Here is a 25,038-nt window from a genome sequence, read left to right as displayed (position 1 = left end):
AGGAGACTGCCAATGAACGCGCCCGACGCCGCCGTGCAGGCACGGCAGCAGCTGTACCGCGACATGGACCCGCACAACCTGACGCCGCTGTGGGAGGTGCTGCATGCGCTGGTGCCGCCACAGCCGCGCAGCCCCTGCGTGCCCGCCCACTGGAAGTACGACGAGGTGCGTCCCTTCCTCATGCGCGCCGGCCAGGCCATCACGGCGGACGAGGCGGTGCGCCGCGTGCTGATCCTGGAGAACCCGGCGCTGCGCGGCCAGTCCGCCGCCACCCAGTCGCTGTATGCCGGCCTGCAGCTGATCCTGCCAGGCGAAGTGGCGCCAAGCCACCGCCATGTGCAAAGCGCGCTGCGCTTCATCGTCGAAGGCAGCGGCGCCTACACCGCAGTCGATGGCGAGCGCACCACCATGCACCCGGGCGACTTCATCATCACGCCGAGCTGGACCTTCCACGACCACGGCAACGAGGCCGACGGCCCGGTGGTGTGGCTGGACGGGCTGGACATCCCGATGGTGCGTTTCCTCGACGCCGGCTTCGCCGAGAACGACACCGCGCGCTCCCAGCAGGTGACGCGCGCCGAAGGCAGCAGCCTCGCGCGCTATGGCCACAACATGGTGCCGGTGCGCCACGATGCCCCGTTCGGCGCCACCTCGCCGATCTTCAGCTACCCGTACGAGCGCAGCCGCCAGGCGCTGGAGCAACTGGAGCGCGACGCCCCGATCGACGCCTGGGACGGCGTCAAGCTGCGCTACGTGAACCCGCTGACCGGCGGCTACCCGATGCCGACCATGGCCACCTTCATGCAGAAGCTGCCGGCGGGTTTTGCCGGCAAGTGCTGGCGCCAGACCGACGGCGCGGTCTACAGCGTGGTCGAAGGCTCCGGCAGCGTCGAGGTCGAAGCGGGCGAGCAGCGCTGGCGCTTCGACTTCGGGCCGCGCGACCATTTCGTCATCCCGTCCTGGCACACCGCCCGCCTGTCTTCGCCGGGCGGCTGCGTGCTGTTCAGTTTTTCCGACCGGCCGGTGCACCAGGCGCTGGCCATCCACAGAGAAGAAAGGTTGTCATGAGCTACGTCTTCGCCGCCCCCGCGGTCACATCCGTTCCGGTGCTGGGCCGCGCCGAGCGCTTCCCGGTCCGCCGCGTCTATTGCGTCGGCCGCAACTACGTCGAGCACGCCCAGGAAATGGGCTTCACCGGCCGCGAGCCGCCCTTCTTCTTCCTCAAGCCGGCCGACGCCATCGTGCCGGTGGCGCAGGGCGAGACCGGTTCCATCCCCTACCCCACGCTCACCAAGAACCTGCACCACGAGATCGAGCTGGTGGTGGCCATCGGCACCGGCGGGCGCAACATCAAGGCCGCCGACGCGCACAAGCACATCTTCGGCTACGGCATCGGCCTGGACATGACGCGCCGCGACCTGCAGGGCGAGATGAAGAAGCAGGGCCGGCCCTGGGACATCGGCAAGGCCTACGACCAGTCCGGCCCGATGGGCCCGATCACCCCGGCGGACCAGGCCGGCGACGTCGTCAACGCCGCGATCTGGCTGCAGGTCAACGGCCAGGACCGCCAGCGCAGCAACGTCTCCAAGCTGATCTGGAACATCGGTGAAACCATCGAGCACCTGTCGGCCGCCTGGGAGCTGGCGCCCGGCGACCTGATCTTCACCGGCACGCCCGAGGGCGTGGCTGCCGTGGCGTCGGGCGACACGCTGGTGGGCGGCGTGGACGGCCTGGGCGAGCTGCGCGTGCGCATCGCCTGAGGCGCGCCAGGCGACGGCCGGCGCGACCATAATCCGGCACCGGCGCGAGGGGCGCCGGCAGCGGCCCTCGATGGCCGCTGCAACGAAGAACGAGAGAGAGGAGCATCGCCTTGCGCGTACTGGAACCCCTGGCCAAGCTGTGTGCCGTGCTGGCCGGGTTGCTGCTGACCGCCATCACCCTGATGACGTGCGGCAGCCTGATCGGCCGCAACACGGTGGGCATCACCCTGGTCGGTGACTTCGAGCTGACCGGCGTCGCCGCCGGCGCCGCAATCGCCCTCTTCATACCCTGGTGCCAGGTTCGCCGCGGCAACATCATCGTCGACTTCTTCACCACCAAGGCCAGCGCGCGCACCAACGCGGCGCTGGACCGCTTCGGTGCGCTGCTGCTGGCCCTGGCGATGGCGCTGCTGTCCTGGCGCACGGTGCTGGGCGGCGTCAACGCCTGGAAGACGCAGTCCGGCACCATGATGCTGGGCTTCCCGGAGTGGGTCGTCTACGCCTGCATGGTGCCGCCGCTGGTGCTGACGGTGGTGATCGCGCTGTGGCAGGCGCTGCGCGGCTTCGGCCCGGAGGTGCAATGAGCCCGCTGGCCCTCACCGCGCTGATCTTCGGGATCATGCTGCTGCTGATGGCGATCCGCACGCCGATCGCCATCTCCATGTTCGCGGCCGGCGCCATCGGCTACGTGCTGCAGGCCGGCTGGCTGCCGCTGGCGAACTTCCTCAACACCCAGGCCTTCGCCCGTTTCGCCAGCTACGACCTGTCGGTCATTCCGCTGTTCATCCTGATGGGGCACTTCGCCACCCAGGGCGGCATCTCGCGCGCGCTGTTCGAGTTCGCCAGCGCCGTGATGTCGCGCTTCCGCGGCGGCCTGGCGATGGCGTCGGTGATGGCGTGCGCGGCCTTCGGGGCGATCTGCGGCTCCTCGGTCGCCACCGCCGCCACCATCACCTCGGTGGCGCTGCCCGAGATGAAGCGGCACGGCTACTCCGGCCGCCTGGCCACCGGCACGCTGGCGGCCGGCGGCACGCTGGGCATCCTGGTCCCGCCTTCGGTGCCGCTGGTGATCTACGCCATCCTGGCCGAGCAGAACATCGCCAAGGTGTTCGCCGCCGCCATGATCCCCGGCATCATCGCCATGCTGGGCTACATGATCGCCATCGCGGTGTACGTCCGGCTGGTGCCGGGCCATGCGCCCGAGCGGCACGACGACGATGCGCCGCGCCTGACGCTCCGGGCCCTGGGCGGCGTGCTGCCGATCGCGGTGATCTTCCTGCTGGTGTTCGGCGGCATCTACGGCGGCTTCTTCACGCCCACCGAGGGCGCCGCCGTCGGTGCAGCGGCCACCTTCGTCGCGGCGCTGCTCAAGCGCGAGATCACCTGGCAGAAGTTCAAGCACTGCTTCTACGCCACGGCCGAAGGGTCGGCCATGATCTTCATGATCTTCCTGGGCGCCGACCTGATGAACGCCGCCCTGGCGCTGACCCAGGTGCCGGCGCAGCTGGCCAGCGTGGTGGGCAGCTGGGGCTTGTCGCCGGTGGCGGTGGTCTCGGCGATCCTGCTGTTCTACGTGGTGCTCGGCGCGGTGATGGACGAGTTGTCCATGATCCTGCTGACGATCCCGATCTTCTTCCCCATGGTCATGGGGCTGGACTTCGGCATGCCGCCCGAATCGGTGGCGATCTGGTTCGGCATCATGGTGCTGATGACGGTCGGCTTCGGCCTGCTGGCGCCGCCGGTGGGACTGAACGTGTACATCGTCAACGGCATGGCGCGCGACATCCCGATCGGCGAGAGCTACCGCGGCGTGATGCCGTTCCTCGCCAGCGACGTGATCCGCACGCTGCTGCTGCTGTTCTTCCCGCCGATCTCCCTGTGGTTCGTGCAGTTCGTCGGCTGACGCACTGCTGAGGGAAAGCCCCGTAACCTGCGGGGCCCCCGCTGTTGTACTTTCGTCAAGTTGCAATCCATTCCCTCGGAGAACCCCCATGATCCAGCGACGCACCCTGCTGAAATCCTCTGCCGCAGCGGTGGTCCTCGGTGCGCCCGGCCTCAGCGGCCTGGCGCAACAGGCCGTCACCCTGAAATTCCACACCTTCATGTCGCCCCAGTCGAACGTCTGGCTGGGCATGCACAAGCCGTGGATGGAAAAGGTCGAGAAGGACTCGGGCGGCAAGATCAAGTTCGAGGCCTACCCGGCCATGCAGCTCGGTGGCACGCCGGTGCAGTTGTACGACCAGGCCAAGGACGGCGTGGTCGACGTGGTCTGGACGCTGCCGGGCAACACCGCCGGACGCTTCCCGCGCATCGAGGTGTTCGAGCTGCCGTTCATCATGAACAACGCCGAGGCCACCTCCAAGGCCTATTGGGAGTACGTGCAGACCGTCGCCCAGGACGAGTTCAAGGACACCCACCCGATCGCGCTGCAGGTGCACGGCCCGGGCATGTTCCACACCAAGGACAAGCTGATCAAGCACCCGGATGACCTGCGCGGCATGAAGCTGCGCGGCCCGACCCGCCAGATCACCAAGATGCTGGGTTACCTGGGCGCCATCCCGGTGGGCATGCCGCTGCCGCAGATCCCGGACGCCCTGTCCAAGGGCACCATCGACGGCTGCGTGATTCCCTGGGAAGTGGTGCCCTCGGTCAAGGTGCACGAGCTGACCAAGTTCCACAGCGAGTTCGACCCCGCCGGCGGCGCGCTGTACACCACGACCTTCGTGATGGCGATGAACAAGGCCAAGTACGAGTCGCTGTCGCCCGAGTTGAAGAAGGTGATCGACGCCAACTCCGGCATGGAGACCTCGGGCTGGCTGGGCAAGGTGCAGCAGGGCAACGACATCCCCGGCCGCAAGACCGCGGTCGACCGCAACAGCACCATCTACACCATCCCCGCCGCCGACGCGCAGGAGTTCAAGAAGCGCTCCGCCCGGGTCGAGGCCGAGTGGGTGGAGGACATGAACAAGCGCGGCTTCGACGGCAAGAAGCTGCTGGAGACGGCCAAGGCGCTGATCGAGAAGCACGGCAAGACCACGCCGGCGCCCAAGAAGGCTTAAACTTCACCGGCCTTCCCGCGCAAAGGGCTCCCTCGGGAGCCCTTTGCTTTCGTCCGGGAGCCGACCGACACCCGCCGTGCCCGCCTTCCGTATCCCGATCAAGCACTGCCGCAACTGCGGCGCGGCGGTGGCCTACCGGGTTCCCGACGACGGCGACACGCGCGAGCGCGCCATCTGCCCGGCCTGCGGCACCATCCACTACGAGAACCCGCTGAACGTGGTCGGCACCGTGCCGCACTGGGGCGACCGGGTGCTGCTGTGCAAGCGCAACATCGAGCCGCGCTGGGGCAAATGGACGCTGCCTGCCGGCTTCATGGAGCTGGGCGAAACCACCGTGCAGGGCGCCGAGCGCGAAACCGACGAGGAGGCCGGCGCGCAGATCGAGATGGAGGACCTGCTCACCGTGATCAGCGTGCCGCGGGTCGGCCAGGTGCACCTGTACTACCGCGCCCGGCTCCTGAGCGAACGGTTCGAGCCGGGACACGAAACCCTGGAAGCCCGCCTGTTCGCCGAGCACGAGATCCCCTGGGAAGAAATCGCCTTCCGTACCGTGCGCGAAACGCTGCTGCGCTACTTCGAGGACCGCCGGCGCGGCCAGTTCGGCGTGCACAACCTCGAGGTGCTGTAGCAGCGCCCGGCCTGGAAGCCGCACGCACGCGGCTTCTCAGTTGCGCACCTTGCTTTCTTCGCGCAGGCGCGCCTGTTCCCTGAGTTTCTGGCACGCCGGGAAGTTCTGGTAGCCGGGCTTGGCGCACTCGCTCTGCAGGCAGAACTCCCGGGCCAGGAAGAACTTGTCGCCGCAGGTTTCCCCCGGCGGCACCAGCCGCTGGCCTTGCGGCCGGGTGGCCTGCTGCACGGCCGCGGTGCTCTCCGGCTTGTCGGTCGCCGCCGCGGGCGCCGGCGGCTCGGCGGCCGAGGGCGCGGTGTCCGCGGGCGCCGCGCGACGCGCGGCCACGGAAGCCGCAGCGGACCTGGGCACCGGCGCGCCGGAGGCCGCTGGCTTCGTCGCGCGGGCGGCAACCGGGGCGGCGGCGGCGCTAGCCGCAACGGCAACCGCAGCCGCCGGCAGGACTGCCGCGGAGGCGGCTGGCGCCACGGAGGAGGCTGCTTCGGACGCCGCCGCCTGGGTTTCAACCGGCCCCCCTGCACGCCCGGCGATCAGCACGACCGCCACCGCCAACCCGGCGGCGGCAGCAGCAGCCCACAGGACGCCGCGGCGCGGGCGAGATTGGTTCGGCGCCGGCGCGGAGCCGGAGGCCACTGGCACGGGAACCGGTTGTGGCGCCGGTGCGTGCGGCGGGGTTGGCGTTTCGTCGGCCGGCGCAGCTGCGGCCGATGCGGCCGGCACCGGCGACTCGATCGCGGGAGCAGGCTCCGACTGCGCGTGCGCCGGCCTCGGCGGACGCGTCATGCCGTGCAGCACGGTCCGTTCGGGGTCGTCGCTGGTGCTGGTCAGCCGTTCCAGCCGGCGGCGCGCGAGGTCGGCGTAGATGCCTTGCGGAAAGCGCGCCAGGAAACCTTCGAGCTCGCGCGCGTCGGTCGCGTCGCGCACGTCGCGCCAGTACTCCAGTTCCAGCTCCTGGGTGATCGGCGCGCCGGGCACGGTCAGGGCCGGCCGCGACAGGGGCGCCGTGGGCGCCGCGGCCGGCGATGCGGGAGCCGGCGATTGCACCGAGGCCAGCGCGCCTGCGTCCATCCCGGCGAAAGCCTCGCGCAGCGCCTGCGAGAACTCGGCGGCGGACTGGAACCGCTCGTCGCGGTTCTTGGCCAGCGCCCGGGCCAGCACCGCATCGACGGCCGCGGGCAGCAGCGGCGCCAGGCTGGTGGGGGGCGGCGGCGTGTGCCCGATGACCTGCTGGATGATCGAGAAGTCGTTGTCGCCGTCGAACGGGCGGGTGCCGGTGAGCAGCTGGTAGGCGACGACGCCGGCCGAGAACAGGTCCGCCCGCGCATCGACCTTCAGGCCCTGCACCTGCTCGGGCGCCATGTACTTCAGCGTGCCGATCATGGAGCCCTGGGTGCGCGTCGCCTCGCCGGTGATGCGCGCGACGCCGAAGTCGGTGAGCTTGAGGCTGCCCCCCTCCTCCACCAGCAGGTTGGCCGGCTTGATGTCGCGATGGACGACGCCCTGGCGGTGGGCGAACTCGAGCGCCGCCAGCAGGTCGTGCAGCAGGCGCAACGCCTCGCCCAGCGAATGGCGCTTGCCACGGTCCAGGTGCTGCTTGAGGTCTTCGCCCTGGATGTACTCCATCACCAGGAAGGCGGTGTCGCCGTCGCGGTCGGAATCGTGGACGGTGACGATGTTGGGGTGCTGCAGGCGCGCCGCCGAGCGTGCCTCGGTGCGGAAGCGCGATTCGTATTCGGCGGCGGCGTCGCCGGACAGCCCATCGACCATGATGGTCTTGAGGGCGACGCGGCGGTCCAGGTTGGGATCGCGGCCTTCATAGACCACGCCCATCGCGCCCTTGCCGAGCACCCGGACGAGCTCGTAGCGGCCCAGCTTCTTCAGATGCACGGCTGCCCCTCCGGCCGCGCGGTCAGGCGACCACGGTGAACTCCACCCTCGGCGCGGCCTCGGCCTCGCGTTCGCAGCCGAGCGTGATCAGGCCGTTGCCCACCAGGTAGCACTCGGTGCGGCGCAACACCAGGGGCGTGTTGCCACCGCCCATGTAGACCCAGGTGCCGAAGCTGGACTGGTCGTTGAGGATGAAGTGGCCACCTTTCCAGTCGACGGTGGCATGCACGCGCGAGACGCGCGAGTCGTTGATCGACAGGGTGGCGGTGGTGGCGCGACCCAGCGTCAGCGACGGGCCGTGCGGATCCAGCCGCAAGGTCTGCCCGTTGGCCGTGAGCTCCAGGCGTGCGTTGGGCGTGGCCTTGAACATGGACGCGCCCATCATGGTGGCATCGACGTCGCGCTCGGGCTGCCACTGCACGCGATAGACCTCGGTCTGCTCGTTCTTGCCGCGCAGGAACATCGGCCCGAGGCTGCGCAGCTTGCCGCGCAGCTCGGGGGCGAGCGCCTCGCGCACGCGGCCGGTGGCGAGGATCTGCTCGGCGCCGGCCAGGTCGGCCAGCCGGGCCGCGCTGTTGACGGCGTCGCCGTAACAGTCGCCTTCGATCTCCACGACTTCGCCGGATTCGACGCCCATCTGCATCTGCACGGCCTTGCCGGTACCGCCGGGATAGACCGGCGTCTCCTGCAGGCGCTTCTGGATGCCGATGCAGGCGGCGATCGCGTCGGATTCCTCGGGAAAGACCACGAACAATCCGTCGCCCAGCAGCTTCACGACCCGGCCACGGTGCTGCTCGAAGCTGCGCGACAAAGCCGTGGTCAGCTGGGTGACGAAGCGGCCGGCCGTTTCGTCGCCCAGCCGCTCGAAGATGCCGGTGCTTCCGACGAGGTCAGCAAAAACGACGGTGGCCATGTGGCAATCATTGTATGCGCCAGCTCTGCCGGGAAAAAGGGACGGTGGGGGCCGAAAAAAGGGGCGGTGGCAGTCGAAAGAACGGACGGCGACAGCCGAAAAATGGGCCCGGGCGGCCTGGAAGGGACGGACACAGCCGGCAGCCGATCGAAAGGCACAGCCGAGACCAAAAAAAACCGGCGCGACAGGTGTCGCGCCGGTTTTCGGGCCGTCTGGCAAAGATGGTCGGCGTGGCGGGGGCGGCTTCATGCTCTCTGAGAACCCATTGACAGTGCTGCCATCCTTGCGCTCCTGATTGCAGGGCGCGCCCGGTGGGCGAAATCGGGGTCCGTCACAGTTCCCCATATGACAGAAAAACCGGCGTCACTTCATCGTTTCGGTGGTGAGGGGGCCGCGTTCTCTGGTGTCTTGAAGCGGCCGCCTGCTTGGACTGGCTCGCGTGCTGCTGTGGGAAGGACGAGCAAGGCCGCGAATGCCGCCATACCAATCCCGGCTGACAGCATCAGCGACCCGGCTCCCCAGCTGTCCAAGGCGAGCCCGAACAACCAAGGTGCGAATGCCTGCGCCAACCTCGCCGGCACCATGAGTACACCTTGGATGTGGCCATACCCAAGCGACCCGAAAAGCACGAGCGGCAGCGTACCCTTCGCGATGGTCAGGATGCCGTTACCTGCGCCGTGCAGGACGCCAAACACAGGAGCGGCCGGAGCGCCAAACAGCGCCAGGACGCCGGCACCAACTGGGTGCATCGCCGCTGCTACGCGTGCCGAAAGTAGAGGATGCACTCCGCTCAAGAATCTGAACTCGAGCACTCGGGCTGCGACCTGCGCTGGCCCGATTAGCGCACCCACAGCGACAGCCGCCGTCGACGTGGCGCCGCTGGCCTGGAGCAGACGCGGCAGGTGAGCCGCCATGGCCGTGCTGACGAACCAGGTTGCCGCAAAGACGAACGAGAGCAGCACAACCGACCGTAGCGGGACCCCGGCCGATTGAGCCGCAACGGGAGCCGCGGCGGACTCAGCAAGCGCAGCCGCCCTCGGGAGAGACCAGTTCAGGGGCAGTCCAAGGAGAAGGTGCAGGCCAGCCCACACGTAGCAGGCTTCCCTCCAGCCTGAGTTCGTCTCCAGCCAAGCCGTGAGCGGCCATCCCACTGTGCTCGCAAAACCCGCGAGCAGCGTGATTCCGGTGATGGGCTTCCTCGCTGCACTACCGTACAGGCGCACCAAGGCGGCAAAAGCAGCCTCGTACAAGCCACTGCCCATGCCGATGCCGAGGACCGCCCACGCCAGGAACAGCATTCCGACGCTCTGGGATGAGCCGAGGAGCGCCAGGCCTGCGGAGAAGACGACGTTCGTGGCCATGAGCACCGGACGTCCTCCCCACCTGTCGATGGCGCGTCCTGAATGCGGGCCGAGAAAAGCCGCCACCACCAGCGACAGTGAGAATGCTGCAAAGACCGTCGGAACAGAGACGCCCAGGTCCCGTGCCATCGGAGCAGCCAAGATGGCCGGCAGGTAGTACGTTGAAGCCCAAGCAAGAGTCTGAGCCACGCCGAGCGCGGCGACCACTGCTTCACGCTTGCTCACGGGTTGGCAACTTTCGGCAAGAGGACCGCACAAGGTGCTTCGGCCAGCACCAGGTCGGCGACGGAACCGAAGGCGAGTCTCTCAACGGTCGTCGATTGCGAGCGCCCCAACACCAAGATGTCAGCCGACATCTCAGTCGTCCGCTTCAAAATTTCGGCCGCCGCGTCCCCCACCAAGACGTTCATCTGAATCGAGATGCCGGCGCGAGCAGCTCCGCGTTCCAGGCTTCGAAGGGTTTGCCACGCCGCGCGCCGGTCCGCCTCAAGTTCAGGGCCCTTCGCGGGCCCGGTTCCCCCGCCAATAACGGTGACCACGTGCAGCAGCGGATTCAGGCTGCGGCCCAGGTCGAAACCTAGCGCCAATGCTGCTTCCGAGTTGCGGCTGTTGTCGTATGCAAGCAGGATTTCGCGCAGCATGATGGCCTCCTCAGAGGGCCGTCTGGTTCACCCGCTTAGAGAGTTCTTCGGCGCTCTCTTTGCGCTCGCTGTACCTGTCGACAAGGTACGGCCCGACGTCCCGAGTCAGCAGCGTGAACTTGAAGAGTTCTTCCATCACGTCCACCACACGGTCGTAGTAGGCGGACGGCTTCATCCGGCCGTCTTCCGTAAACTCGTTGAACGCTTTGGCCACGCTCGACTGGTTCGGGATGGTCACCATACGCATCCACCGACCGAGCACACGCAGCTGATTCACGGCATTGAACGACTGTGAGCCTCCAGAGACCTGCATGACAGCAAGTGTCTTTCCCTGAGTCGGCCGCACCGCGCCGGCGGAAAGCGGAATCCAGTCAATCTGCGTCTTCATCACCCCGGTCATCGAGCCATGGCGCTCAGGTGAGCACCAGACCATCCCCTCAGACCACTCGGCGAGCCTGCGCAGCTCCTGGACCTTTGGGTCCGTGTCGGGTGCACCATCCGCCAAAGGTAGCCCAGTAGGGTCGAAGATTTTTACCTCACCGCCCATCGCCTGCAGCAGCCGCGCGGCCTCGAACGTCAGAAGGCGGCTGTACGAGCGCTCGCGAAGCGAGCCGTACAGCATCAGGAACCGAGGTCGGTGCTGCGCCGGTTTGGCGGGCAGCAGCCGGTCCAGAGTCGGGACATCGAACAAGTCCGCCCGCAGCGCCGGGAAAGTAGGTTCCTTCTCAAGCACGGCGCACCCCACTGTCCTGGACAACCTCGCCGTCCTCCTTGGTGAACGGCGGCAGCTTGCCCACCGGCAGCAGTTCAAGGACCGCCTCCGACGGGCGGCAAAGCTTGGTGCCGAGGGGAGTCCGCACCACCGGCCTGTTCATCAGGATGGGGTGCTTCTGGATGAAGTCGAGGAGTTGCTCATCGGTCCACTTCGGGTCGGCCAGGCCAAGCTCCGTATAGGGGGTGCCCTTCTCCCGCAGCAGCTCTCGCACGCTGATGCCCATCTCGCTCAGAAGCTGGCGAACTTCTTCCTTGGATGGAGGCGTCTTCAGATATTCGACCACCCGCGGCTCGATGCCGGCTTGGCGAACTAGGGATAGCGTGTTGCGGCTCGTGCCGCACGCCGGGTTGTGAAAAATGGTGATGTCAGTCATGGTGACCAGCAAGTTCCAATAGAGGACCAAGGCCCACGGGAGGCCTTGCAAACCAAGGCACGAGATAAGTGCGCTTCGCGAGCCCTTTGACCCGTTGAATCTGCTCCTGCTCTCGAGCAATACGTGAGGAGAGAACCGGGTCACGCGAGCCACAGGAGGCAAGACTGCGGTTCACCACCCAGGCGAACGGCTCAATCCGCGCGCGGCGCAGGTCCTCCTGGAGAGAAGCTGCTTCCGAAACCGGGGTGACTTCCGGTAAGGCAACAAGCACGATGCGCGTGTACTCGGGGTCTTGCAGTCGCATCAGGGGAGTGACGAAGCGGGGAACTGCCCCCCTTTTCTCCATCGAACTCACCATCTGGCGGTGGTAGGCGCCCGTAGCGTCCATCAGCAGCAGGGTGTGGCCGGTTGGCGCGGTGTCGAGCACCACGAACGCGCTCGTCGCCTCGTTCACAGTACGCGAGAACGCATGGAAGACGGCGACCTCCTCCGTACACGGGGATTGAAGGTCCTCCAGCAACAGCGCCCGTTCAGCGTTGTCCAACTCCGCTGCGCGGCTGGACATGACTTTGGCGATGTACCTGTCGGTCTCCACCTTTGGGTCGATGCGACTCACTTCCAGGCCAGGCATCTGCCCTTCGAGGGTGGATGCGAGATGTGCAGCCGGGTCCGTCGTCGACAGGTGGACCGTCTTGCCGCGACGCGCAAGTTCCAGGGCCAGCGCGGCGGCGATGGTTGTCTTTCCAACGCCACCTTTTCCCATGACCATGATGAGGCCGCGCTCCTTGGTGGCCAGTTCTTCCGCAAGCTCCCTCAGCGGTGGCACATCAGTTGATGGAGGACTCGCGAGCGGGGAGTCGAGCGCAGGCGCATGGGGCTTCAACAACGCTCGCAGCGCCGGTAGACCCACCATGTCAAACGGGCGCAGCGGCACTTGGTCCTGAGGGAGCGCGCGAAGGGTCTCCGGCATGGCTGCCATCGCCTCCTCACCGGTCCGCTGGAGGGCCACAGCAACTTGGTCGTCTGCAACAGAAGCCCAAAACACCGCATTGACGACCAGACGTTGATTGGCCAGTCCCAGCGCGAGCAATTCGCCGTGAGTTCGCTCTGCTTCGCGCAGAGCGGCGCGGTCCGCGCGTGTGACCAGCACGATGGCGGTTTGTGCCGGGTCTCCCAGTGCGGCCAACCCGGCTCGGAATCGGTCCTCTTGCATCTTCAACCCGGAATGCGGACCCAGGCACGATGCTCCGCGGTCGTTTCCCGCCAAGAAGCCTGCCCACGCCTGCGGCAAACTGAGCAAGCGCAGCGTGTGTCCAGTCGGCGCGGTGTCGAAGACAACGTGGTCATAGTCCCTTGCGTTGCCTGCCAGCAACCCGACAAACTCGTCAAACGCTGCAATCTCGGTCGTGCAAGCTCCGGAGAGCTGCTCACGCACCTTTTCCCGCTCCGACTCAGGACTGCTTGGCGCCATCTGAGAAAGGACTCGGCTGCGGTACCTCTGTGCCGCGACATCGGGGTCGATGTTCATGGCAAACAGGTTCGGCGCATCGGAGACTGGACGGGGCTCGTCGGACAGAGTGGTCCGCAGCATTTCGTCGAGGTTCGAGGCAGGGTCCGTGCTGACCAGAAGTACGCGCTTTCCGGACTCCGTGAGAGCAAGTGCACAGGCACAGGCGAGCGACGTCTTTCCGACGCCGCCCTTCCCAGTGAAGAACAGGAAGGCGGGTGGCGCCTTTAACACCGACAAACTCAAGGGTTCGTTTTGCATGACGTCTCGTCCCGAGTCGGTTGTCCGCGCCTAGCCCGCTCTCCCCAGCCCAGCTTCGTACCAATCGCGGCTGCGATTCACAATAGCCACGACGGCCAGCATCACCGGCACCTCGATAAGCACTCCTACCACCGTCGCCAGCGCGGCTCCAGATTGAAAGCCAAACAAGCTGATGGCGGCCGCCACCGCAAGCTCGAAGAAGTTGCTTGCCCCGATGAGCGCAGATGGGCCGGCCACGCAGTGCTGTACATCCATGCGCCGATTCAGCCAATACGCCAGTCCGGAGTTCAGCACCACCTGAATCAGGATGGGCACGGCGAGAAGTGCGATGACCAGGGGCTGGTCGAGAATGGCCTCACCTTGAAACGCGAACAGCAGGACGAGCGTCAGCAGCAACGCCGAGATTGAGAACGGCCCAAGGTTGCCCACAACTTGCTCGAAGTGCTTAACGCCTTTGCGCAGCAGCGCCTTACGCCAGACTTGGGCGATGACGACCGGCACGACGATGTAGAGGCCGACGGACGTCAGCAGCGTGTCCCAGGGCACCGTGATGGATGACAGCCCGAGAAGCAGCGCCACGATGGGTGCGAAGGCCACGACCATAATGGAGTCGTTCAACGCCACCTGCGACAGCGTGAAGTACGGGTCGCCTTTGCACAGCTGCGACCACACGAACACCATCGCGGTGCACGGCGCGGCCGCAAGCAGGATGAGGCCGGCGATGTAGCTGTCGATTTGGTCGGCCGGCAGGTACGGGGCGAACACATGCCGGATGAAAATCCAGCCGAGCAGCGCCATTGAGAACGGCTTGACCGCCCAGTTGATAAAGAGCGTCACGCCGATGCCGCGCGCGTGCGACTTCACCTGCCCCAGTGCCCCGAAGTCAATCTTCAGGAGCATTGGAATAATCATGACCCAGATGAGCACGCCTACCGGCAGGTTCACCTTCGCCACCTCAAGAGACGCTACGGCTTGGAAGAAGCCCGGCAGCAACTGCCCGAGCGTCACACCGGCGACGATGCACAGCGCAACCCAGATGGTCAGGTAGCGTTCGAAGAAGCCGATGGCTGGCTTGGCGGAGGCGGAGGAACCCGCGGCGAGGTCTGTGGCGCTCATGTCAGGAATTCGCGATTTCGGTGAGAGCCTTCTGCAGCTCCTGATTGCTCATGGCATCGAGCTGCAGCTGCAGCAGCTGCAGCATCCGGTACCCGATAGCTTGGCGGGTGAGTTCGAAGGCGTTCTTCTTGTCGGCTTCCGGCGCGTTCGAAGGGTCGGGGTAGCCCCAGTGCACCTTCACCGGGCTACCAGGCCAGTAAGGGCACTGCTCTGCGGCCGCGCTGTCGCAGACGGTGATGACCACTCTCATGGTCGGCGCCCCAGGCTCGGTGAACTCATCCCAGCTCTTGCTGCGATAGCCTTCAGTCGAAATACCGGCGCTGGAAAGCGCTTCCAGCGCGTAAGGGTTGATGCGGCCGCTGGGCGCGCTGCCGGCGCTGTACGCCTGCACGTCTTTGTCAAGCTTGCGAGCTAGATGATTCAGCATGCCTTCGGACAACACGCTGCGGGCGGAGTTGTGCGTGCACAGGATGAGGACGTTGGTGGTCATTGGTTGGGGACGTCGCGAACTTGTTTCTGGATGGCCAGACGGTCGAGGCTTTCGAGCGGAAGCGACCGCATGATGTCAATGCGACGTTTCATCATCACGAAGACGTCGTGGAACGCACTACGTTTGGCCTCGTCTGCACCCTCCACGGCCGCCGGGTCAGGCATGCCCCAGTGAGCGGTAATGGGCTGTCCTGGCCAGGCCGGGCACACTTCGCCCGCGGCGTTGTCACAGACCGTGATGACGAAGTCCATCTCCGGCGCACCCGACCGGGCAAACTCCTCCCAGCTCTTGCTGCGCAGACCGTCAGTGGGGATGCGAAGCCTGATGAGCTCCTCCATGGCGAGCGGGTTTAGCTTGCCTGTCGGGTGACTCCGGCGGAGTACGCGACGAAGCGGTCTCCGGCGACGGAGTTCAGGAGCGCCTCGGCAATGATGGAGCGTGCGGAGTTTCCCGTGCAAAGGAACAGCACTTTGTACGGTTTGTGGGCCATGGCCAGCCTTTAGCAGCAGGACGAGCCGGCTTTCACCGGGATTCCGACCGGCTTGCCGCGCGGCGCGCAGCAGGCCGACGCCTGTGCGGCCGGCGATGGCATGGTCTTCGACTCGCTGAACACGGGGATGTCGCCGAGGGTCTGGAAGTGCTCCCACGCGATGCCCTGAGGGTCGGTGACCCAGTGCTTTTCACTCTTGGCGTAACAGCAAGTGGTCGCGCCCTCATCCAGCACTGCGGCATCGGCAGCCCCGGCACGGGCTTTCAGCTCCGCAAGCTCCTCGGGAGTGTCAGCTTGAAAGCCCAGATGGTCGACACCCGGCTTGCTGCCACGCGTGCTGATGGCGAAGTTCAGGCGCGGATCCTCGAGATGCCACTTGGCGTAGTCGCTCTCCGTTCGAACGGGCTTGGCGCCGAACATCTTTGAGTAGAAGGCGATGCTCGCCTGCAGGTCGTCGACGTGTGTGTGGACGTGAAAACGCATGGTCAGCTCCTTGGGGACAAGGCGGTTCAGCAGCGGCAGTCCGCCGCGGCAGGCTCGACGGCGCACTCGGTGCCTTGGCAGCAGTTCTCGGTCAGGTAGCCGAGCAGCTCGTTCATGTGCTCGAACGCGGCGCGGTAGATGAGGTTGCGGCTAGCTCGCTCCTGGGTTGCCAGGCCAGCGTTTGTCAGTTCCTTCAAATGGAAGGAGAGAGAGCTCGCGGCGATGCCCAAGCCTTCCGCCATGGTTGACGGGGTCATGCCACGCGGCCCCGCGATGACAAGGGCGCGGAACACCTGCAGTCGAACCGGCTGCGCGAGCGCCGCAAGGGACTTGACGACTTCTGCTTCGGTCATGACCCGTATAATGCCATAATTCAACGACAGTCGAATCATTGAAGGCCAAGGCCGTACACAAACCGTGCGCATTTCAGAATGCCTCTGCTGCTGCAGCAGGGTCAGTGCGCATTCGGTTGGTTTTTTTTTGAACGTCAATGCCTGATGCGGTGTGACTTGCCCGAGCACCGTCGAGCGAGCCAGCCCCTATACGGTCTTTGGGAGCACGACAAGCGGCGACTCACGTACTGACGTCGTCCGTCAATGCTCAACACACGGCGAACGCAGCGCGCCATCCGAGCTCGTCCTGAAGCGCGTCGCCAAGACCGAAGGACGGCCTATTTGGCGCGCTCCAGCGTAGTTACCACAGCTCTGCTCTTGACCATGTCGACCTGAAAGCGAGCTTCTGCACGAGGTAGTTGGCGAAGGACGTCGAGGCGAGCCCAGGAGCTTCGCCAGCGCTGCACGCTAGGCATGGTGCCGTGCTCGCCGTAGTACGCGGCCAAGGCTTCCTTGGCGCGCGGCAGCGGAGAGTTCGGGCGCTCCATGTCGGAAGGATACCCCCGCGGTCGAGCCAAAGAACACGTGCGGTAGCCGCCAGCCCACGGCGGCCCGTTATGGGAAATTATTCGCCGACCTTATAACCACGTAAGCAAGCACGTCCTTTGAGAGGTGCCTGCAGTTGTCGCAAAGTTGTCGCACGACCAGGACCACTGGAGACCACAGGCATTCAGCGACTTCGCTTCCTGTATCGGACCGGATTCTTCTGCTCGTGCCCGCTAAGTGCTTGCAACGCCTAGATTTTTCGAGCTTTTCGCAGCCAGAACAGAGAAAGCCCGGCATCCTTGCGGAAACCGGGCTTTCGTGTCGTTGGTCGGCGTGGCGGGATTCGAACTCGCGACCCCTTGCACCCCATGCAAGTGCGCTACCAGGCTGCGCTACACGCCGAGCCCGCCATTATAGCCGGCGTCAGTGGCTGGCCGAGAGCAGGTCGCGAATCTCGAACAGCTCGCGTCGCACCAGCAGCAGCTTCTCGGAGATGGCGCTGCTGTCCGGCGGGGGCGCGCTGTCCTCGAAGTCCTCGAGCTGGGAGTCCTCGACCTCGATCACCTCGACGCCATCGAGCATCACCTCGCCGGCGCGGCGGCGGTCGCGCTCGAGCTGCACCAGTTCCTGCAGCTTGTTGCGCGCGCCGCTGATGGTGAAGCCTTGGTCGTACAGCAAGTCCCGGATGCGGCGGATCATCAGCACTTCGTGGTGCTGGTAGTAGCGGCGGTTGCCGCGCCGCTTCATCGGGCGCAGCTGCGTGAACTCCTGCTCCCAGTAGCGCAGCACGTGCGGCTTGACGCCGCACAGGTCACTGACCTCACCGATGGTGAAGTACCGTTTGGCGGGAATGGCGGGGAGGGCTTTCTCCACTGAAATCAATGCGCTAGAAGAGAAAGCTTCGAGGTTACTCTAAGACCGCGCGGGGTGCAAAGCAGGGTCTGCGGGCGCCGCGCGGGTGTTGCTCAATCGTCCCCGGCCGGGGCGGCGCCCGGGCCCTGGATCTGCTCCTTGAGCTTGTGGCTGGCGTGGAAGGTGACCACCCGGCGCGCTTTGATCGGGATGGCCTCGCCGGTGCGCGGGTTGCGGCCCGGGCGCGGTGCCTTGGTGCGGATCTGGAAGTTGCCGAAGCCGGAAATCTTGACGTCCTTGCCCTCGACCAGGCTGCCAGCGATCAGGTCGAAGAACGCATCGATCATGTCCTTCGACTCGCGCTTGTTCAGCCCGATCTGCTCGAACAGCAATTCCGCCAGTTGCGCCTTGGTCAGGGCCGGCGTCTCCAGGCTTTCGACCGTGAAGTCCATGGACGGCTTTTCCATTGTTGTCGTGAGCACGCTCACCCTCCTGCGCCGCGCAGCCGCCCACCCAGGCGGCCGGCGACCTTCTCGACGACGGCCTGCACGGCCGCGTCGATCTGCTCGTCGGTCAGTGTGGCCCCCGGGCTGGCGAGCGTCAAGCGAACCGCCAGGCTCTTCTCGCCGGGCGCCATGCCCGCCACGGCCTGCTTGGGCCGGTAGACGTCGAACAGCATCGCATCGCGCAGCAGCCCGCCCGTGTCGGCCGAGCGGATCGCCTCCATCAGCGTGTCGTGCGCCACCGCTTCGGCCACGATCACGGCGATGTCGCGCTGGGCCGGCTGGAAGCGCGGCACCGGCTGCAGTTGCGGCACGCGGCGCACCGTGACCGCATCGAGGTCGAGTTCGAACAGCATGGGCGCCTGCGGCAGTTCCCAGGCCTGGCGCCAACGCGGATGCAGTTCGCCCAGCACGCCGATGTCCTGGCCGTCGATGCGGATGCGCGCGCAGCGGCCCGGGTGCAGCGCCGGGTGTTCCGCCGGCGTGAAGGTGGCGCGCAGCGGCGACAGCAGCGCCTCCACATCGCCCTTGGCGTCATAGAAGTCGGCACCGACGCTCTTGCGCGCCCATTGGAGGCCGTCGGGCTCGCCATAGGCCAGGCCCGCCACCCGCATCGGCTGGCGGACGCCGCGCACGGTCGCGTCGCCCGTGGCCACCGACGCATCGCGCAGGAAGACGCGGCCCAGCTCGAACACCCGCACGCGCTCGGCCTTGCGATCCAGGTTGTGGCGCAGCACCTGCAGCAGCGAGCCCATGAGCGAGGACCGCATCACGCCCATCTGGCTGGCAATCGGGTTGAGCAGGCGGATCGGATCGGGGTTGCCGGCCAGGTCTTTCTCCCAGGCCTCCTCGACGAAGCTGAAGTTGATCGTCTCCTGGTAACCCAGGGCCGCCAGCAGGCGGCGCACCGCGAAGCGCGAACGCTGGTTCTCCGGCCGCAGGTTGGGCGTGACCGGGGCCAGCGGCGGCGTGGTGGGCAGCTGCTGGTAGCCGACGATGCGCGCGACCTCCTCGATCAGGTCTTCCTCGATCGCCAGGTCGAAACGGTACGGCGGCGGGGTGACCACGATCGTGTCGCCCTCGGCCTTTGCCGGCAGGCCCAGGCGGTCGAAGGCGTCCAGGCACTGCTCGCGTCCGATCGGCATGCCGATCACCTTGGCGGCGCGTGCCACGCGCAGGGACACCGGCTGGCGCTCGGGCAGTGCGAGCACGTGGTCGTCCATCGGGCCCGCTTCGCCGCCGCAGATATCCAGGATCAGGCGCGTGATGTGCTCGATGTGCTCCACCGTCAGGCTCGGATCGACCCCGCGCTCGAAGCGGTGCCCGGCGTCGGTGGAGAAGTTGAACCGGCGCGAGCGCCCCTGCACGGCCTGCGGCCACCAGAAGGCGGCCTCGACATAGACGTTGCGGGTGTCGTCGGATACGGCGGTGGCGTCGCCGCCCATGATGCCGGCCAGCGACTCGACCTGCCGGTCGTCGGCGATCACGCCCACCTTCTCGTCCACCGCGATGGTGTTGCCGTTCAGCAGCTTGAGCTGCTCGCCGGGGCGGCCCCAGCGCACGTCCAGGCCGCCGTGGATCTTGTCGAAGTCGAAGATGTGCGAGGGGCGGCCGAACTCGAACATCACGTAGTTGGAGATGTCCACCAGCGCCGTGACGCTGCGCTGGCCGCAGCGGGCCAGCCGGTCGACCATCCAGGCCGGGGTCTTCGCCTTCGTGTCAACGCCGCGCACGACGCGGCCGGAGAAGCGGCCGCACAGGTCGGGGGCCTGCACCTTCACGCGCAGGCGGGCGTCGTGCGCGGGCTGCACGGGCTGGAACTGCGGCTGCTTGAGCGGCGCACCGGTCAGCGCCGACAGTTCGCGGGCGACGCCGTACACGCTCAGCGCATGAGCCAGGTTGGGCGTGAGCTTGAGCGTGAAGACGTGGTCGTCGAGCTGGAGCACCTCGCGCACATCCTGGCCGAGCGGCGCATCCGCGGCCAGCTCCAGCAAGCCGCCATGGTCCTCCGACAGCTGCAGTTCGCGCGCCGAGCACAGCATGCCCTGGCTCTCGACGCCGCGCAGCTTGCCCAGCCTGATGGCGAAGGGCTTGCCGTCGTCGCCGGGCGGCAGTTCGGCGCCCACGAGAGCCGTCGGAACGCGGATGCCTACGCGGGCATTCGGCGCGCCGCAGACGATGTTGAGCAGCTCGCCCTGCCCCACGTCCACCTGGCAGACGCGCAGGCGGTCGGCGTTGGGGTGCTGGACGGCTTCCTTGATCTCGCCCACCACCACCTTGCTGAAGGGCGGGGCCACGGGGCGCAGGTCCTCGACCTCCAGCCCACCCATGGTGAGCACGTCGGCGATCTCTTTCGTGGACAGCGGCGGGTTGCAGAACTCGCGCAGCCAGGACTCGGGAAATTGCATGTCTTGTCTTTGCCTCGGCTTGCGGTGCTCAGCGGAACTGGCGCAGGAAACGGATGTCGCCCTCGAAGAACAGGCGCAGGTCGTTGACGCCGTAGCGCAGCATGGTCAGCCGGTCCGGGCCCATGCCGAACGCAAAGCCGATGTATTTCTCGGGGTCCAGCCCCATGTTGCGCACCACCGCCGGGTGCACCTGGCCGGAGCCGGCCACTTCCAGCCAGCGGCCGGCCAGCGGCCCGCTCTGGAACTGGATGTCGATCTCGGCGCTGGGCTCGGTGAACGGGAAGAAGCTGGGCCGGAAGCGCAGCGCCAGGTCGTCGCTCTCGAAGAAGGTGCGGCAGAAGTCGGTGAAGACGACCTTCAGGTCCTTGAAGCTGACGTTCTCGCCCAGCCACAGGCCTTCGCACTGGTGGAACATCGGCGAATGGGTGGCGTCGCTGTCGACCCGGTAGGTGCGGCCCGGGCAGATCACGCGGATCTCCGGCATGGGCTGGCCGGCCGCGACCGCGGCGGCGTGCTGCTTCACGTGCCGGTGGGCATAGCGCACCTGCATCGGGCTGGTGTGCGGCCGCAGGTTGTAGGGAATGCCGTCCTCGCCGTCGATGTCGACATAGAACGTGTCCTGCATCGAGCGCGCCGGGTGGTTGGGCGGGTTGTTCAGCGAAGTGAAGCTGTGCCAGTCGCTCTCGATCTCGGGGCCGTCGGCGACGTCGAATCCCATGCTGGCGAAGATCAGCTCGATGCGCTCCAGCGTCAGGCTGACCGGGTGCAGGCCGCCCGGCTCGCGGCCGCGCCCGGGCAGCGAGACGTCCAGCGCCTCGGCCTTGAGCTGCCCCGCCAGTTCGGCGTCGGCCAGCGCCTGCCGACGCTCGCCCAGCGCGCCTTCGATGGCCTGCTTGGCGACGTTGATCGCGGCGCCGCGCGTCTTCTTCTCGTCCACCGGCAGCGATGCCAGGCCCTTCATCAACTCGGTGATGCGGCCGGCCTTGCCGGTGTACTGCGCCTTGGCGTTCTCCAGCTCCGCCGGGGTGGCGGCCTGGGCGAAGGCGCGCCGGGCGCCTTCGACGATGGATTGCAAGTCTTCGGTCATGGGAAGAAAAAAAAACAGGGCTAGTGCCTGCCAGCCCTAGCCCTGTTCCATTGGGTTGCGCCGGGTGCCGCTTGCGAGAAGGCGGCGCCCACCGTGAAACTCAAGCCGCCAGCCTGGCCTTGACTTGCTCCACGATGCCGGCAAAGGCGGCCTTGTCGTGCACGGCGATGTCCGCCAGCACCTTGCGGTCGATCTCGATGCCGGCCTTGCGGATGCCGTTGGCGAACTGGCTGTAGGTCAGGCCGCATTCGCGCGCGGCGGCGTTGATGCGGGCGATCCACAGCTGGCGGAACACGCGCTTCTTGTTGCGACGGTCGCGGTACGCATACTGGCCCGCCTTCATCACCGCCTGCTTGGCGATGCGGAAGACGTTGCCGCGGCGGCCGCGGAAGCCCTTGGCTAGGGCGAGCACCTTCTTGTGGCGGGCGCGGGCCGTGACACCACGTTTGACGCGAGGCATGTGTGTTCTCCTTCTTTCGTCTGCGGGTTACAGGCCGGCGAACGGCAACATCTGCGCCATTTGGCCGAGGTTCGTCTCGTGGACGTTCACGGCACCGCGCAGCTGGCGCTTGTTCTTGGTGGTCTTCTTGGTCAGGATGTGGCGCTTGAACGCCTGGCCGCGCTTGACGGTGCCGCCGGGGCGGACACGGAAGCGCTTCTTGGCGCCGCTCTTGGTCTTCATCTTGGGCATGACTGCTCCTTCTTGTTTGTGCTCGTGAGGCGCCGCGAATCCTTCGCGTCTTGATGGCCCCGAGCCACTTGTGGGGCGGGCCTGGGCCCGCCGCCTGTCGCATCGGCCGGGCGACCGACCCGGCTTCTGCCAAACCCCTGCGGCTACGCCGCCGCTTCGGCCGCCGCCTTCGGCTGGACCGACTTCTTGCGGCTCGGCGCGATCATCATGATCATCTGGCGGCCTTCCAGCTTGGGGAACTGCTCCACCATGATGGTGTCGCCCAGTTCCTCGCGGATGCGCTGCAGCAGCGCCATCCCGATCTCCTGGTGCGTGATCTCGCGACCGCGAAAGCGCAGCGTGATCTTGCACTTGTCGCCCTCGGCCAGGAAGCGCCGGATGTTGCGCATCTTGATGTTGTAGTCGCCGTCGTCGGTACCCGGTCGGAACTTGACTTCCTTGATCTCGATGACCGTCTGCTTGGACTTCGCTTCCGCGGCCTTCTTCTGTTCCTGGTACTTGAACTTGCCGTAGTCCATCAGCCGGCACACCGGCGGATTGGCAGTGGCGGCGATCTCGACCAGATCGACGTCCAGTTCGCCGGCCATGCGCAGCGCCTCCTGGAGGCTGACGATGCCCAGGGGCTCGTTGTCGGGGCCGGAGAGCCGCACTTCCGGAGCCATGATTTCCCGGTTCAGGCGGTGCTTGCGTTCCTCGCGGTGGCGGCGGTCGCGAAAGTCAGTAGCGATGGTCAGTATCCTTCAAAAAAATGGCTGCGCCAGCAGCAATACCGCCGCGGTCCGCGCGAACGCCAAGGCCGCAACTTCGGTGAAGGTCAGCTCTTGCCGGCAATGTCCGCCGCCAGCCTTTCGGAGAAAGCCTGAAGGGGCATTGCACCGAGGTCTTGGTTGCCCCGGGCGCGCACTGCGACGGCGCCTGCCGCCTTCTCCTTGTCGCCGACGACCAGGATGTAAGGCAGCTTTTGCATCGAATGCTCCCGTATTTTATACGTGATCTTCTCGTTGCGCTGGTCCAGCTCGACCCTAAAGCCTTGATTTCGCAGACTTTTCGCAACCTCGCGGGCCCAATCGGCCTGCCCGTCCGTGATGTTCAGCACGGCCACCTGCACCGGCGCCAGCCAGGCCGGCAGCGCGCCGGCGTGGTGCTCGATCAGCATGCCGATGAAGCGCTCGAGGCTGCCGACGATGGCCCGGTGCAGCATCACCGGGTGGGCCCGGCCGCTGGTTTCCGTGACGTACTCCGCGCCCAGCCGCTCGGCGGTGTTGAAGTCCACCTGCATCGTGCCGCACTGCCATTGCCGGCCCAGCGCGTCCTTCAGCGTGTACTCGATCTTGGGGCCGTAGAAGGCGCCGTCGCCGGGCGAGATCTCGAACTCCACGCCCGAGCGGCGCAGCGCTTCCATGCAGGCGTGCTCGGCCTTGTCCCAGAGCTCGTCGGAGCCGACCCGGTGCTCGGGACGCGTCGCCACCTTGTAGAGGATGTCGGTGAAGCCGAAGTCCGCGTAGACCTGCTGCAGCCTGGCCGTGTAGTCCACACACTCGTCGAGGATCTGGTCCTCGGTGCAGAAGGCATGGCCGTCGTCCTGGGTGAAGCCGCGCACGCGCATGATGCCGTGCAGCGCGCCCGAGGGCTCGTTGCGGTGGCACTGGCCGAACTCGCCGTAGCGCAGCGGCAGGTCACGGTAGCTGCGCAGCGCCGACTTGAAGATCAGCACGTGGCCGGGGCAGTTCATCGGCTTGAGGGCGTAGTCGCGTTTCTCGCTCTCCGTCGTGAACATGTTCTCGCGGTAGTTCTGCCAGTGGCCGGTCTTCTCCCACAGGCTCTTGTCCAGGATTTGCGGCCCCTTGACCTCCTGGTAGCCGGTGTCCTTGTAGACCTGCCGCATGTACTGCTCGACCTGCTGCCACACGGCCCAGCCCTTGGGATGCCAGAACACCACGCCGGGCGCGACATCGTCGATGTGGAACAGGTCCAGTTCGCGGCCGAGCTTGCGGTGGTCGCGCTTCTCCGCCTCCTCCAGCATGGTCAGGTACTGCTGCAGGTCCTCCTTGCTGGCCCAGGCCGTGCCGTAGACCCGCTGCAGCATCTCGTTGCGGTGGTCGCCGCGCCAGTAGGCGCCGGCCACCTTCATCAGCTTGAAATGCCTGAGCTTGCCGGTGCTGGGCACGTGCGGGCCGCGGCACAGATCCTCGAAGGCGCCCTCGCGGTATAGCGAGACGTCTTCGTTCTGCGGGATGCTGGCGATGATCTCGGCCTTGTAGTGCTCGCCCAGGCCCTTGAAGTACTCCACGGCCGCATCGCGCGGCAGCACGCGGCGCACCACCGGCTCGTCCTTGGCCGCGAGTTCCGCCATGCGCTTCTCGATGGCCGCCAGGTCTTCCGGCGTGAACGGGCGCTTGTAGGCGAAGTCGTAGTAGAAGCCGTTCTCGATCACCGGGCCGATGGTCACCTGGGCCTCGGGGAACAGCTCCTTGACGGCATACGCCAGCAGGTGGGCGGTGGAGTGGCGGATCACCTCCAGCCCCTCCGGATCCTTGGCCGTGATGATGGACACCGGAGCGTCGCGCTCCACCGTGTAGGCGGTGTCCACCACCTTGCCGTCCACCTTGCCGGCGAGGGCGGCCTTGGCCAGGCCGGCGCCGATCGATGCGGCGATCTCGGCCACCGTCACCGGGCCGGGGTACTCACGGCGGGAGCCGTCGGGAAGCGTGATCTGGATCATGGGCGGGGAAACCTCCGGCGGGGGAAAAGACTCCAGCGGGACAAACGAAAAGCGCGGCCTGTAGCCGCGCTCTTGCTGGACATCGGGAATGCGTTCAGTGCGTGCGCGACTACCCGGCCGCTAGCGGGCCGTTCCGTGCGGGGTAGTTCGCGG

25 protein-coding genes, 1 tRNA gene and 1 pseudogene are annotated in these 25,038 nt (G+C 66.6%); 6 read left to right on the top strand and 21 right to left on the bottom strand.

Features of this window, described 5'->3' with window-relative positions; genetic code table 11:
• Positions 1-12: 12 nt before the first annotated feature.
• The 6 genes from gtdA to PE066_RS20240 all read left to right on the top strand — a co-directional run bounded on the left by gtdA (position 13) and on the right by PE066_RS20240 (position 5,447).
• The gene (gene gtdA, locus PE066_RS20265; protein ID WP_271234320.1) at positions 13-1,068 is read left to right on the top strand and encodes a gentisate 1,2-dioxygenase; all 1,056 of its coding nucleotides are present in this window, start codon (positions 13-15) and stop codon (positions 1,066-1,068) included.
• Positions 1,065-1,760: a fumarylacetoacetate hydrolase family protein gene (locus tag PE066_RS20260; protein WP_271234319.1), complete on the top strand. Its 696-nt coding sequence runs from the start codon at positions 1,065-1,067 to the stop codon at positions 1,758-1,760. The genes gtdA and PE066_RS20260 overlap by 4 nt, the downstream gene beginning before the upstream one ends.
• Before the next feature lie 110 nt (positions 1,761-1,870).
• Positions 1,871-2,344, top strand: coding sequence for a TRAP transporter small permease (locus tag PE066_RS20255; protein WP_271234318.1), 474 nt, complete (start codon positions 1,871-1,873; stop codon positions 2,342-2,344).
• Entirely contained in the window at positions 2,341-3,663 is a 1,323-nt protein-coding gene (locus PE066_RS20250) for a TRAP transporter large permease (protein ID WP_271234317.1), read from the top strand. The genes PE066_RS20255 and PE066_RS20250 overlap by 4 nt, the downstream gene beginning before the upstream one ends.
• An 88-nt stretch (positions 3,664-3,751) precedes the next feature.
• Complete coding sequence (locus PE066_RS20245) at positions 3,752-4,819, top strand: TRAP transporter substrate-binding protein (protein ID WP_271234316.1); 1,068 nt, start codon at positions 3,752-3,754, stop codon at positions 4,817-4,819.
• A gap of 76 nt (positions 4,820-4,895) precedes the next feature.
• The gene (locus tag PE066_RS20240; RefSeq protein ID WP_271234315.1) at positions 4,896-5,447 is read left to right on the top strand and encodes an NUDIX hydrolase; all 552 of its coding nucleotides are present in this window, start codon (positions 4,896-4,898) and stop codon (positions 5,445-5,447) included.
• A gap of 36 nt (positions 5,448-5,483) precedes the next feature.
• On the opposite strand, the gene PE066_RS20235 is transcribed toward PE066_RS20240, so the two are convergent.
• The 21 genes and pseudogenes from PE066_RS20235 to thrS form a co-directional block, all read right to left on the bottom strand.
• Positions 5,484-7,334, bottom strand: coding sequence for a serine/threonine-protein kinase (locus tag PE066_RS20235; RefSeq protein WP_271234314.1), 1,851 nt, complete (start codon positions 7,332-7,334; stop codon positions 5,484-5,486).
• A 22-nt stretch (positions 7,335-7,356) separates the two neighbouring features.
• Entirely contained in the window at positions 7,357-8,247 is an 891-nt protein-coding gene (locus PE066_RS20230) for an adenylate/guanylate cyclase domain-containing protein (RefSeq protein WP_271234313.1), read from the bottom strand.
• A 368-nt stretch (positions 8,248-8,615) separates the two neighbouring features.
• On the bottom strand, positions 8,616-9,833 hold the full coding sequence (locus PE066_RS20225) for an MFS transporter (RefSeq protein WP_271234312.1): 1,218 nt from the start codon (positions 9,831-9,833) through the stop codon (positions 8,616-8,618).
• Complete coding sequence (locus PE066_RS20220; protein ID WP_271234311.1) at positions 9,830-10,249, bottom strand: universal stress protein; 420 nt, start codon at positions 10,247-10,249, stop codon at positions 9,830-9,832. The genes PE066_RS20225 and PE066_RS20220 overlap by 4 nt, the downstream gene beginning before the upstream one ends.
• A 10-nt stretch (positions 10,250-10,259) precedes the next feature.
• Complete coding sequence (arsH, locus tag PE066_RS20215) at positions 10,260-10,982, bottom strand: arsenical resistance protein ArsH (RefSeq protein WP_271234310.1); 723 nt, start codon at positions 10,980-10,982, stop codon at positions 10,260-10,262.
• On the bottom strand, positions 10,975-11,397 hold the full coding sequence (gene arsC / locus PE066_RS20210) for an arsenate reductase (glutaredoxin) (RefSeq protein ID WP_271234309.1): 423 nt from the start codon (positions 11,395-11,397) through the stop codon (positions 10,975-10,977). The genes arsH and arsC overlap by 8 nt, the downstream gene beginning before the upstream one ends.
• Positions 11,390-13,165, bottom strand: coding sequence for an arsenical pump-driving ATPase (arsA, locus tag PE066_RS20205; RefSeq protein ID WP_271234308.1), 1,776 nt, complete (start codon positions 13,163-13,165; stop codon positions 11,390-11,392). Before arsA ends, arsC begins: the two co-directional genes overlap by 8 nt.
• Before the next feature lie 30 nt (positions 13,166-13,195).
• Positions 13,196-14,281, bottom strand: coding sequence for an ACR3 family arsenite efflux transporter (arsB, locus tag PE066_RS20200; RefSeq protein ID WP_271234307.1), 1,086 nt, complete (start codon positions 14,279-14,281; stop codon positions 13,196-13,198).
• Between the two features lies 1 nt (position 14,282).
• A complete protein-coding gene (locus PE066_RS20195; RefSeq protein ID WP_271234306.1) occupies positions 14,283-14,771 on the bottom strand; it encodes an arsenate reductase ArsC in 489 nt (162 codons plus the stop codon).
• Positions 14,768-15,261, bottom strand: a pseudogene (locus PE066_RS20190) (arsenate reductase ArsC). Before PE066_RS20190 ends, PE066_RS20195 begins: the two are co-directional and overlap by 4 nt.
• Before the next feature lie 9 nt (positions 15,262-15,270).
• A complete protein-coding gene (locus tag PE066_RS20185; RefSeq protein ID WP_271234305.1) occupies positions 15,271-15,744 on the bottom strand; it encodes an ArsI/CadI family heavy metal resistance metalloenzyme in 474 nt (157 codons plus the stop codon).
• A 26-nt stretch (positions 15,745-15,770) separates the two neighbouring features.
• Complete coding sequence (locus PE066_RS20180) at positions 15,771-16,097, bottom strand: ArsR/SmtB family transcription factor (protein WP_271234304.1); 327 nt, start codon at positions 16,095-16,097, stop codon at positions 15,771-15,773.
• Between the two features lie 850 nt (positions 16,098-16,947).
• Positions 16,948-17,024: transfer RNA gene (locus tag PE066_RS20175), tRNA-Pro, on the bottom strand.
• A 21-nt stretch (positions 17,025-17,045) separates the two neighbouring features.
• Positions 17,046-17,495, bottom strand: a complete 450-nt coding sequence (locus PE066_RS20170; RefSeq protein ID WP_271234303.1) for a MerR family transcriptional regulator — start codon at positions 17,493-17,495, stop codon at positions 17,046-17,048.
• 92 nt (positions 17,496-17,587) lie between these two features.
• Positions 17,588-17,926: an integration host factor subunit alpha gene (locus PE066_RS20165; protein WP_271236628.1), complete on the bottom strand. Its 339-nt coding sequence runs from the start codon at positions 17,924-17,926 to the stop codon at positions 17,588-17,590.
• 32 nt (positions 17,927-17,958) lie between these two features.
• Positions 17,959-20,385: a phenylalanine--tRNA ligase subunit beta gene (pheT, locus tag PE066_RS20160; RefSeq protein WP_271234302.1), complete on the bottom strand. Its 2,427-nt coding sequence runs from the start codon at positions 20,383-20,385 to the stop codon at positions 17,959-17,961.
• 28 nt (positions 20,386-20,413) lie between these two features.
• On the bottom strand, positions 20,414-21,472 hold the full coding sequence (pheS, locus tag PE066_RS20155; protein WP_271234301.1) for a phenylalanine--tRNA ligase subunit alpha: 1,059 nt from the start codon (positions 21,470-21,472) through the stop codon (positions 20,414-20,416).
• Positions 21,473-21,572: 100 nt separating this feature from the next.
• Complete coding sequence (gene rplT, locus PE066_RS20150) at positions 21,573-21,932, bottom strand: 50S ribosomal protein L20 (RefSeq protein ID WP_271234300.1); 360 nt, start codon at positions 21,930-21,932, stop codon at positions 21,573-21,575.
• Between the two features lie 27 nt (positions 21,933-21,959).
• Positions 21,960-22,163: a 50S ribosomal protein L35 gene (gene rpmI, locus PE066_RS20145; RefSeq protein ID WP_271234299.1), complete on the bottom strand. Its 204-nt coding sequence runs from the start codon at positions 22,161-22,163 to the stop codon at positions 21,960-21,962.
• A 143-nt stretch (positions 22,164-22,306) separates the two neighbouring features.
• The gene (infC, locus tag PE066_RS20140) at positions 22,307-22,900 is read right to left on the bottom strand and encodes a translation initiation factor IF-3 (protein WP_271236627.1); all 594 of its coding nucleotides are present in this window, start codon (positions 22,898-22,900) and stop codon (positions 22,307-22,309) included.
• Positions 22,901-22,977: 77 nt separating this feature from the next.
• Positions 22,978-24,885, bottom strand: coding sequence for a threonine--tRNA ligase (thrS, locus tag PE066_RS20135; protein ID WP_271234298.1), 1,908 nt, complete (start codon positions 24,883-24,885; stop codon positions 22,978-22,980).
• Positions 24,886-25,038 lie beyond the last annotated feature (153 nt).

The organism is Ramlibacter tataouinensis (genome assembly GCF_027941915.1).
Taxonomy (GTDB): domain Bacteria; phylum Pseudomonadota; class Gammaproteobacteria; order Burkholderiales; family Burkholderiaceae_C; genus Ramlibacter; species Ramlibacter tataouinensis_C.
The sequence above is the reverse complement of the archived record's forward strand: the minus strand, read 5'-3'. Positions and strand labels throughout refer to the sequence as shown.

What these genes read in the sequence shown, in the direction of transcription:
- PE066_RS20195 (WP_271234306.1), bottom strand. Translation starts at nt 14,771, where the DNA reads ATGACCACCAACGTCCTCATCCTGTGCACGCACAACTCCGCCCGCAGC.
- arsA (WP_271234308.1), bottom strand. Translation starts at nt 13,165, where the DNA reads ATGCAAAACGAACCCTTGAGTTTGTCGGTGTTAAAGGCGCCACCCGCC.
- PE066_RS20230 (WP_271234313.1), bottom strand. Translation starts at nt 8,247, where the DNA reads ATGGCCACCGTCGTTTTTGCTGACCTCGTCGGAAGCACCGGCATCTTC.
- PE066_RS20220 (WP_271234311.1), bottom strand. Translation starts at nt 10,249, where the DNA reads ATGCTGCGCGAAATCCTGCTTGCATACGACAACAGCCGCAACTCGGAA.
- pheT (WP_271234302.1), bottom strand. Translation starts at nt 20,385, where the DNA reads ATGCAATTTCCCGAGTCCTGGCTGCGCGAGTTCTGCAACCCGCCGCTG.
- PE066_RS20245 (WP_271234316.1), top strand. Translation starts at nt 3,752, where the DNA reads ATGATCCAGCGACGCACCCTGCTGAAATCCTCTGCCGCAGCGGTGGTC.
- PE066_RS20165 (WP_271236628.1), bottom strand. Translation starts at nt 17,926, where the DNA reads ATGGACTTCACGGTCGAAAGCCTGGAGACGCCGGCCCTGACCAAGGCG.
- PE066_RS20260 (WP_271234319.1), top strand. Translation starts at nt 1,065, where the DNA reads ATGAGCTACGTCTTCGCCGCCCCCGCGGTCACATCCGTTCCGGTGCTG.
- PE066_RS20250 (WP_271234317.1), top strand. Translation starts at nt 2,341, where the DNA reads ATGAGCCCGCTGGCCCTCACCGCGCTGATCTTCGGGATCATGCTGCTG.
- PE066_RS20185 (WP_271234305.1), bottom strand. Translation starts at nt 15,744, where the DNA reads ATGCGTTTTCACGTCCACACACACGTCGACGACCTGCAGGCGAGCATC.
- arsC (WP_271234309.1), bottom strand. Translation starts at nt 11,397, where the DNA reads ATGACTGACATCACCATTTTTCACAACCCGGCGTGCGGCACGAGCCGC.
- thrS (WP_271234298.1), bottom strand. Translation starts at nt 24,885, where the DNA reads ATGATCCAGATCACGCTTCCCGACGGCTCCCGCCGTGAGTACCCCGGC.
- rplT (WP_271234300.1), bottom strand. Translation starts at nt 21,932, where the DNA reads ATGCCTCGCGTCAAACGTGGTGTCACGGCCCGCGCCCGCCACAAGAAG.
- arsB (WP_271234307.1), bottom strand. Translation starts at nt 14,281, where the DNA reads ATGAGCGCCACAGACCTCGCCGCGGGTTCCTCCGCCTCCGCCAAGCCA.
- gtdA (WP_271234320.1), top strand. Translation starts at nt 13, where the DNA reads ATGAACGCGCCCGACGCCGCCGTGCAGGCACGGCAGCAGCTGTACCGC.
- rpmI (WP_271234299.1), bottom strand. Translation starts at nt 22,163, where the DNA reads ATGCCCAAGATGAAGACCAAGAGCGGCGCCAAGAAGCGCTTCCGTGTC.
- PE066_RS20180 (WP_271234304.1), bottom strand. Translation starts at nt 16,097, where the DNA reads ATGACCGAAGCAGAAGTCGTCAAGTCCCTTGCGGCGCTCGCGCAGCCG.
- pheS (WP_271234301.1), bottom strand. Translation starts at nt 21,472, where the DNA reads ATGACCGAAGACTTGCAATCCATCGTCGAAGGCGCCCGGCGCGCCTTC.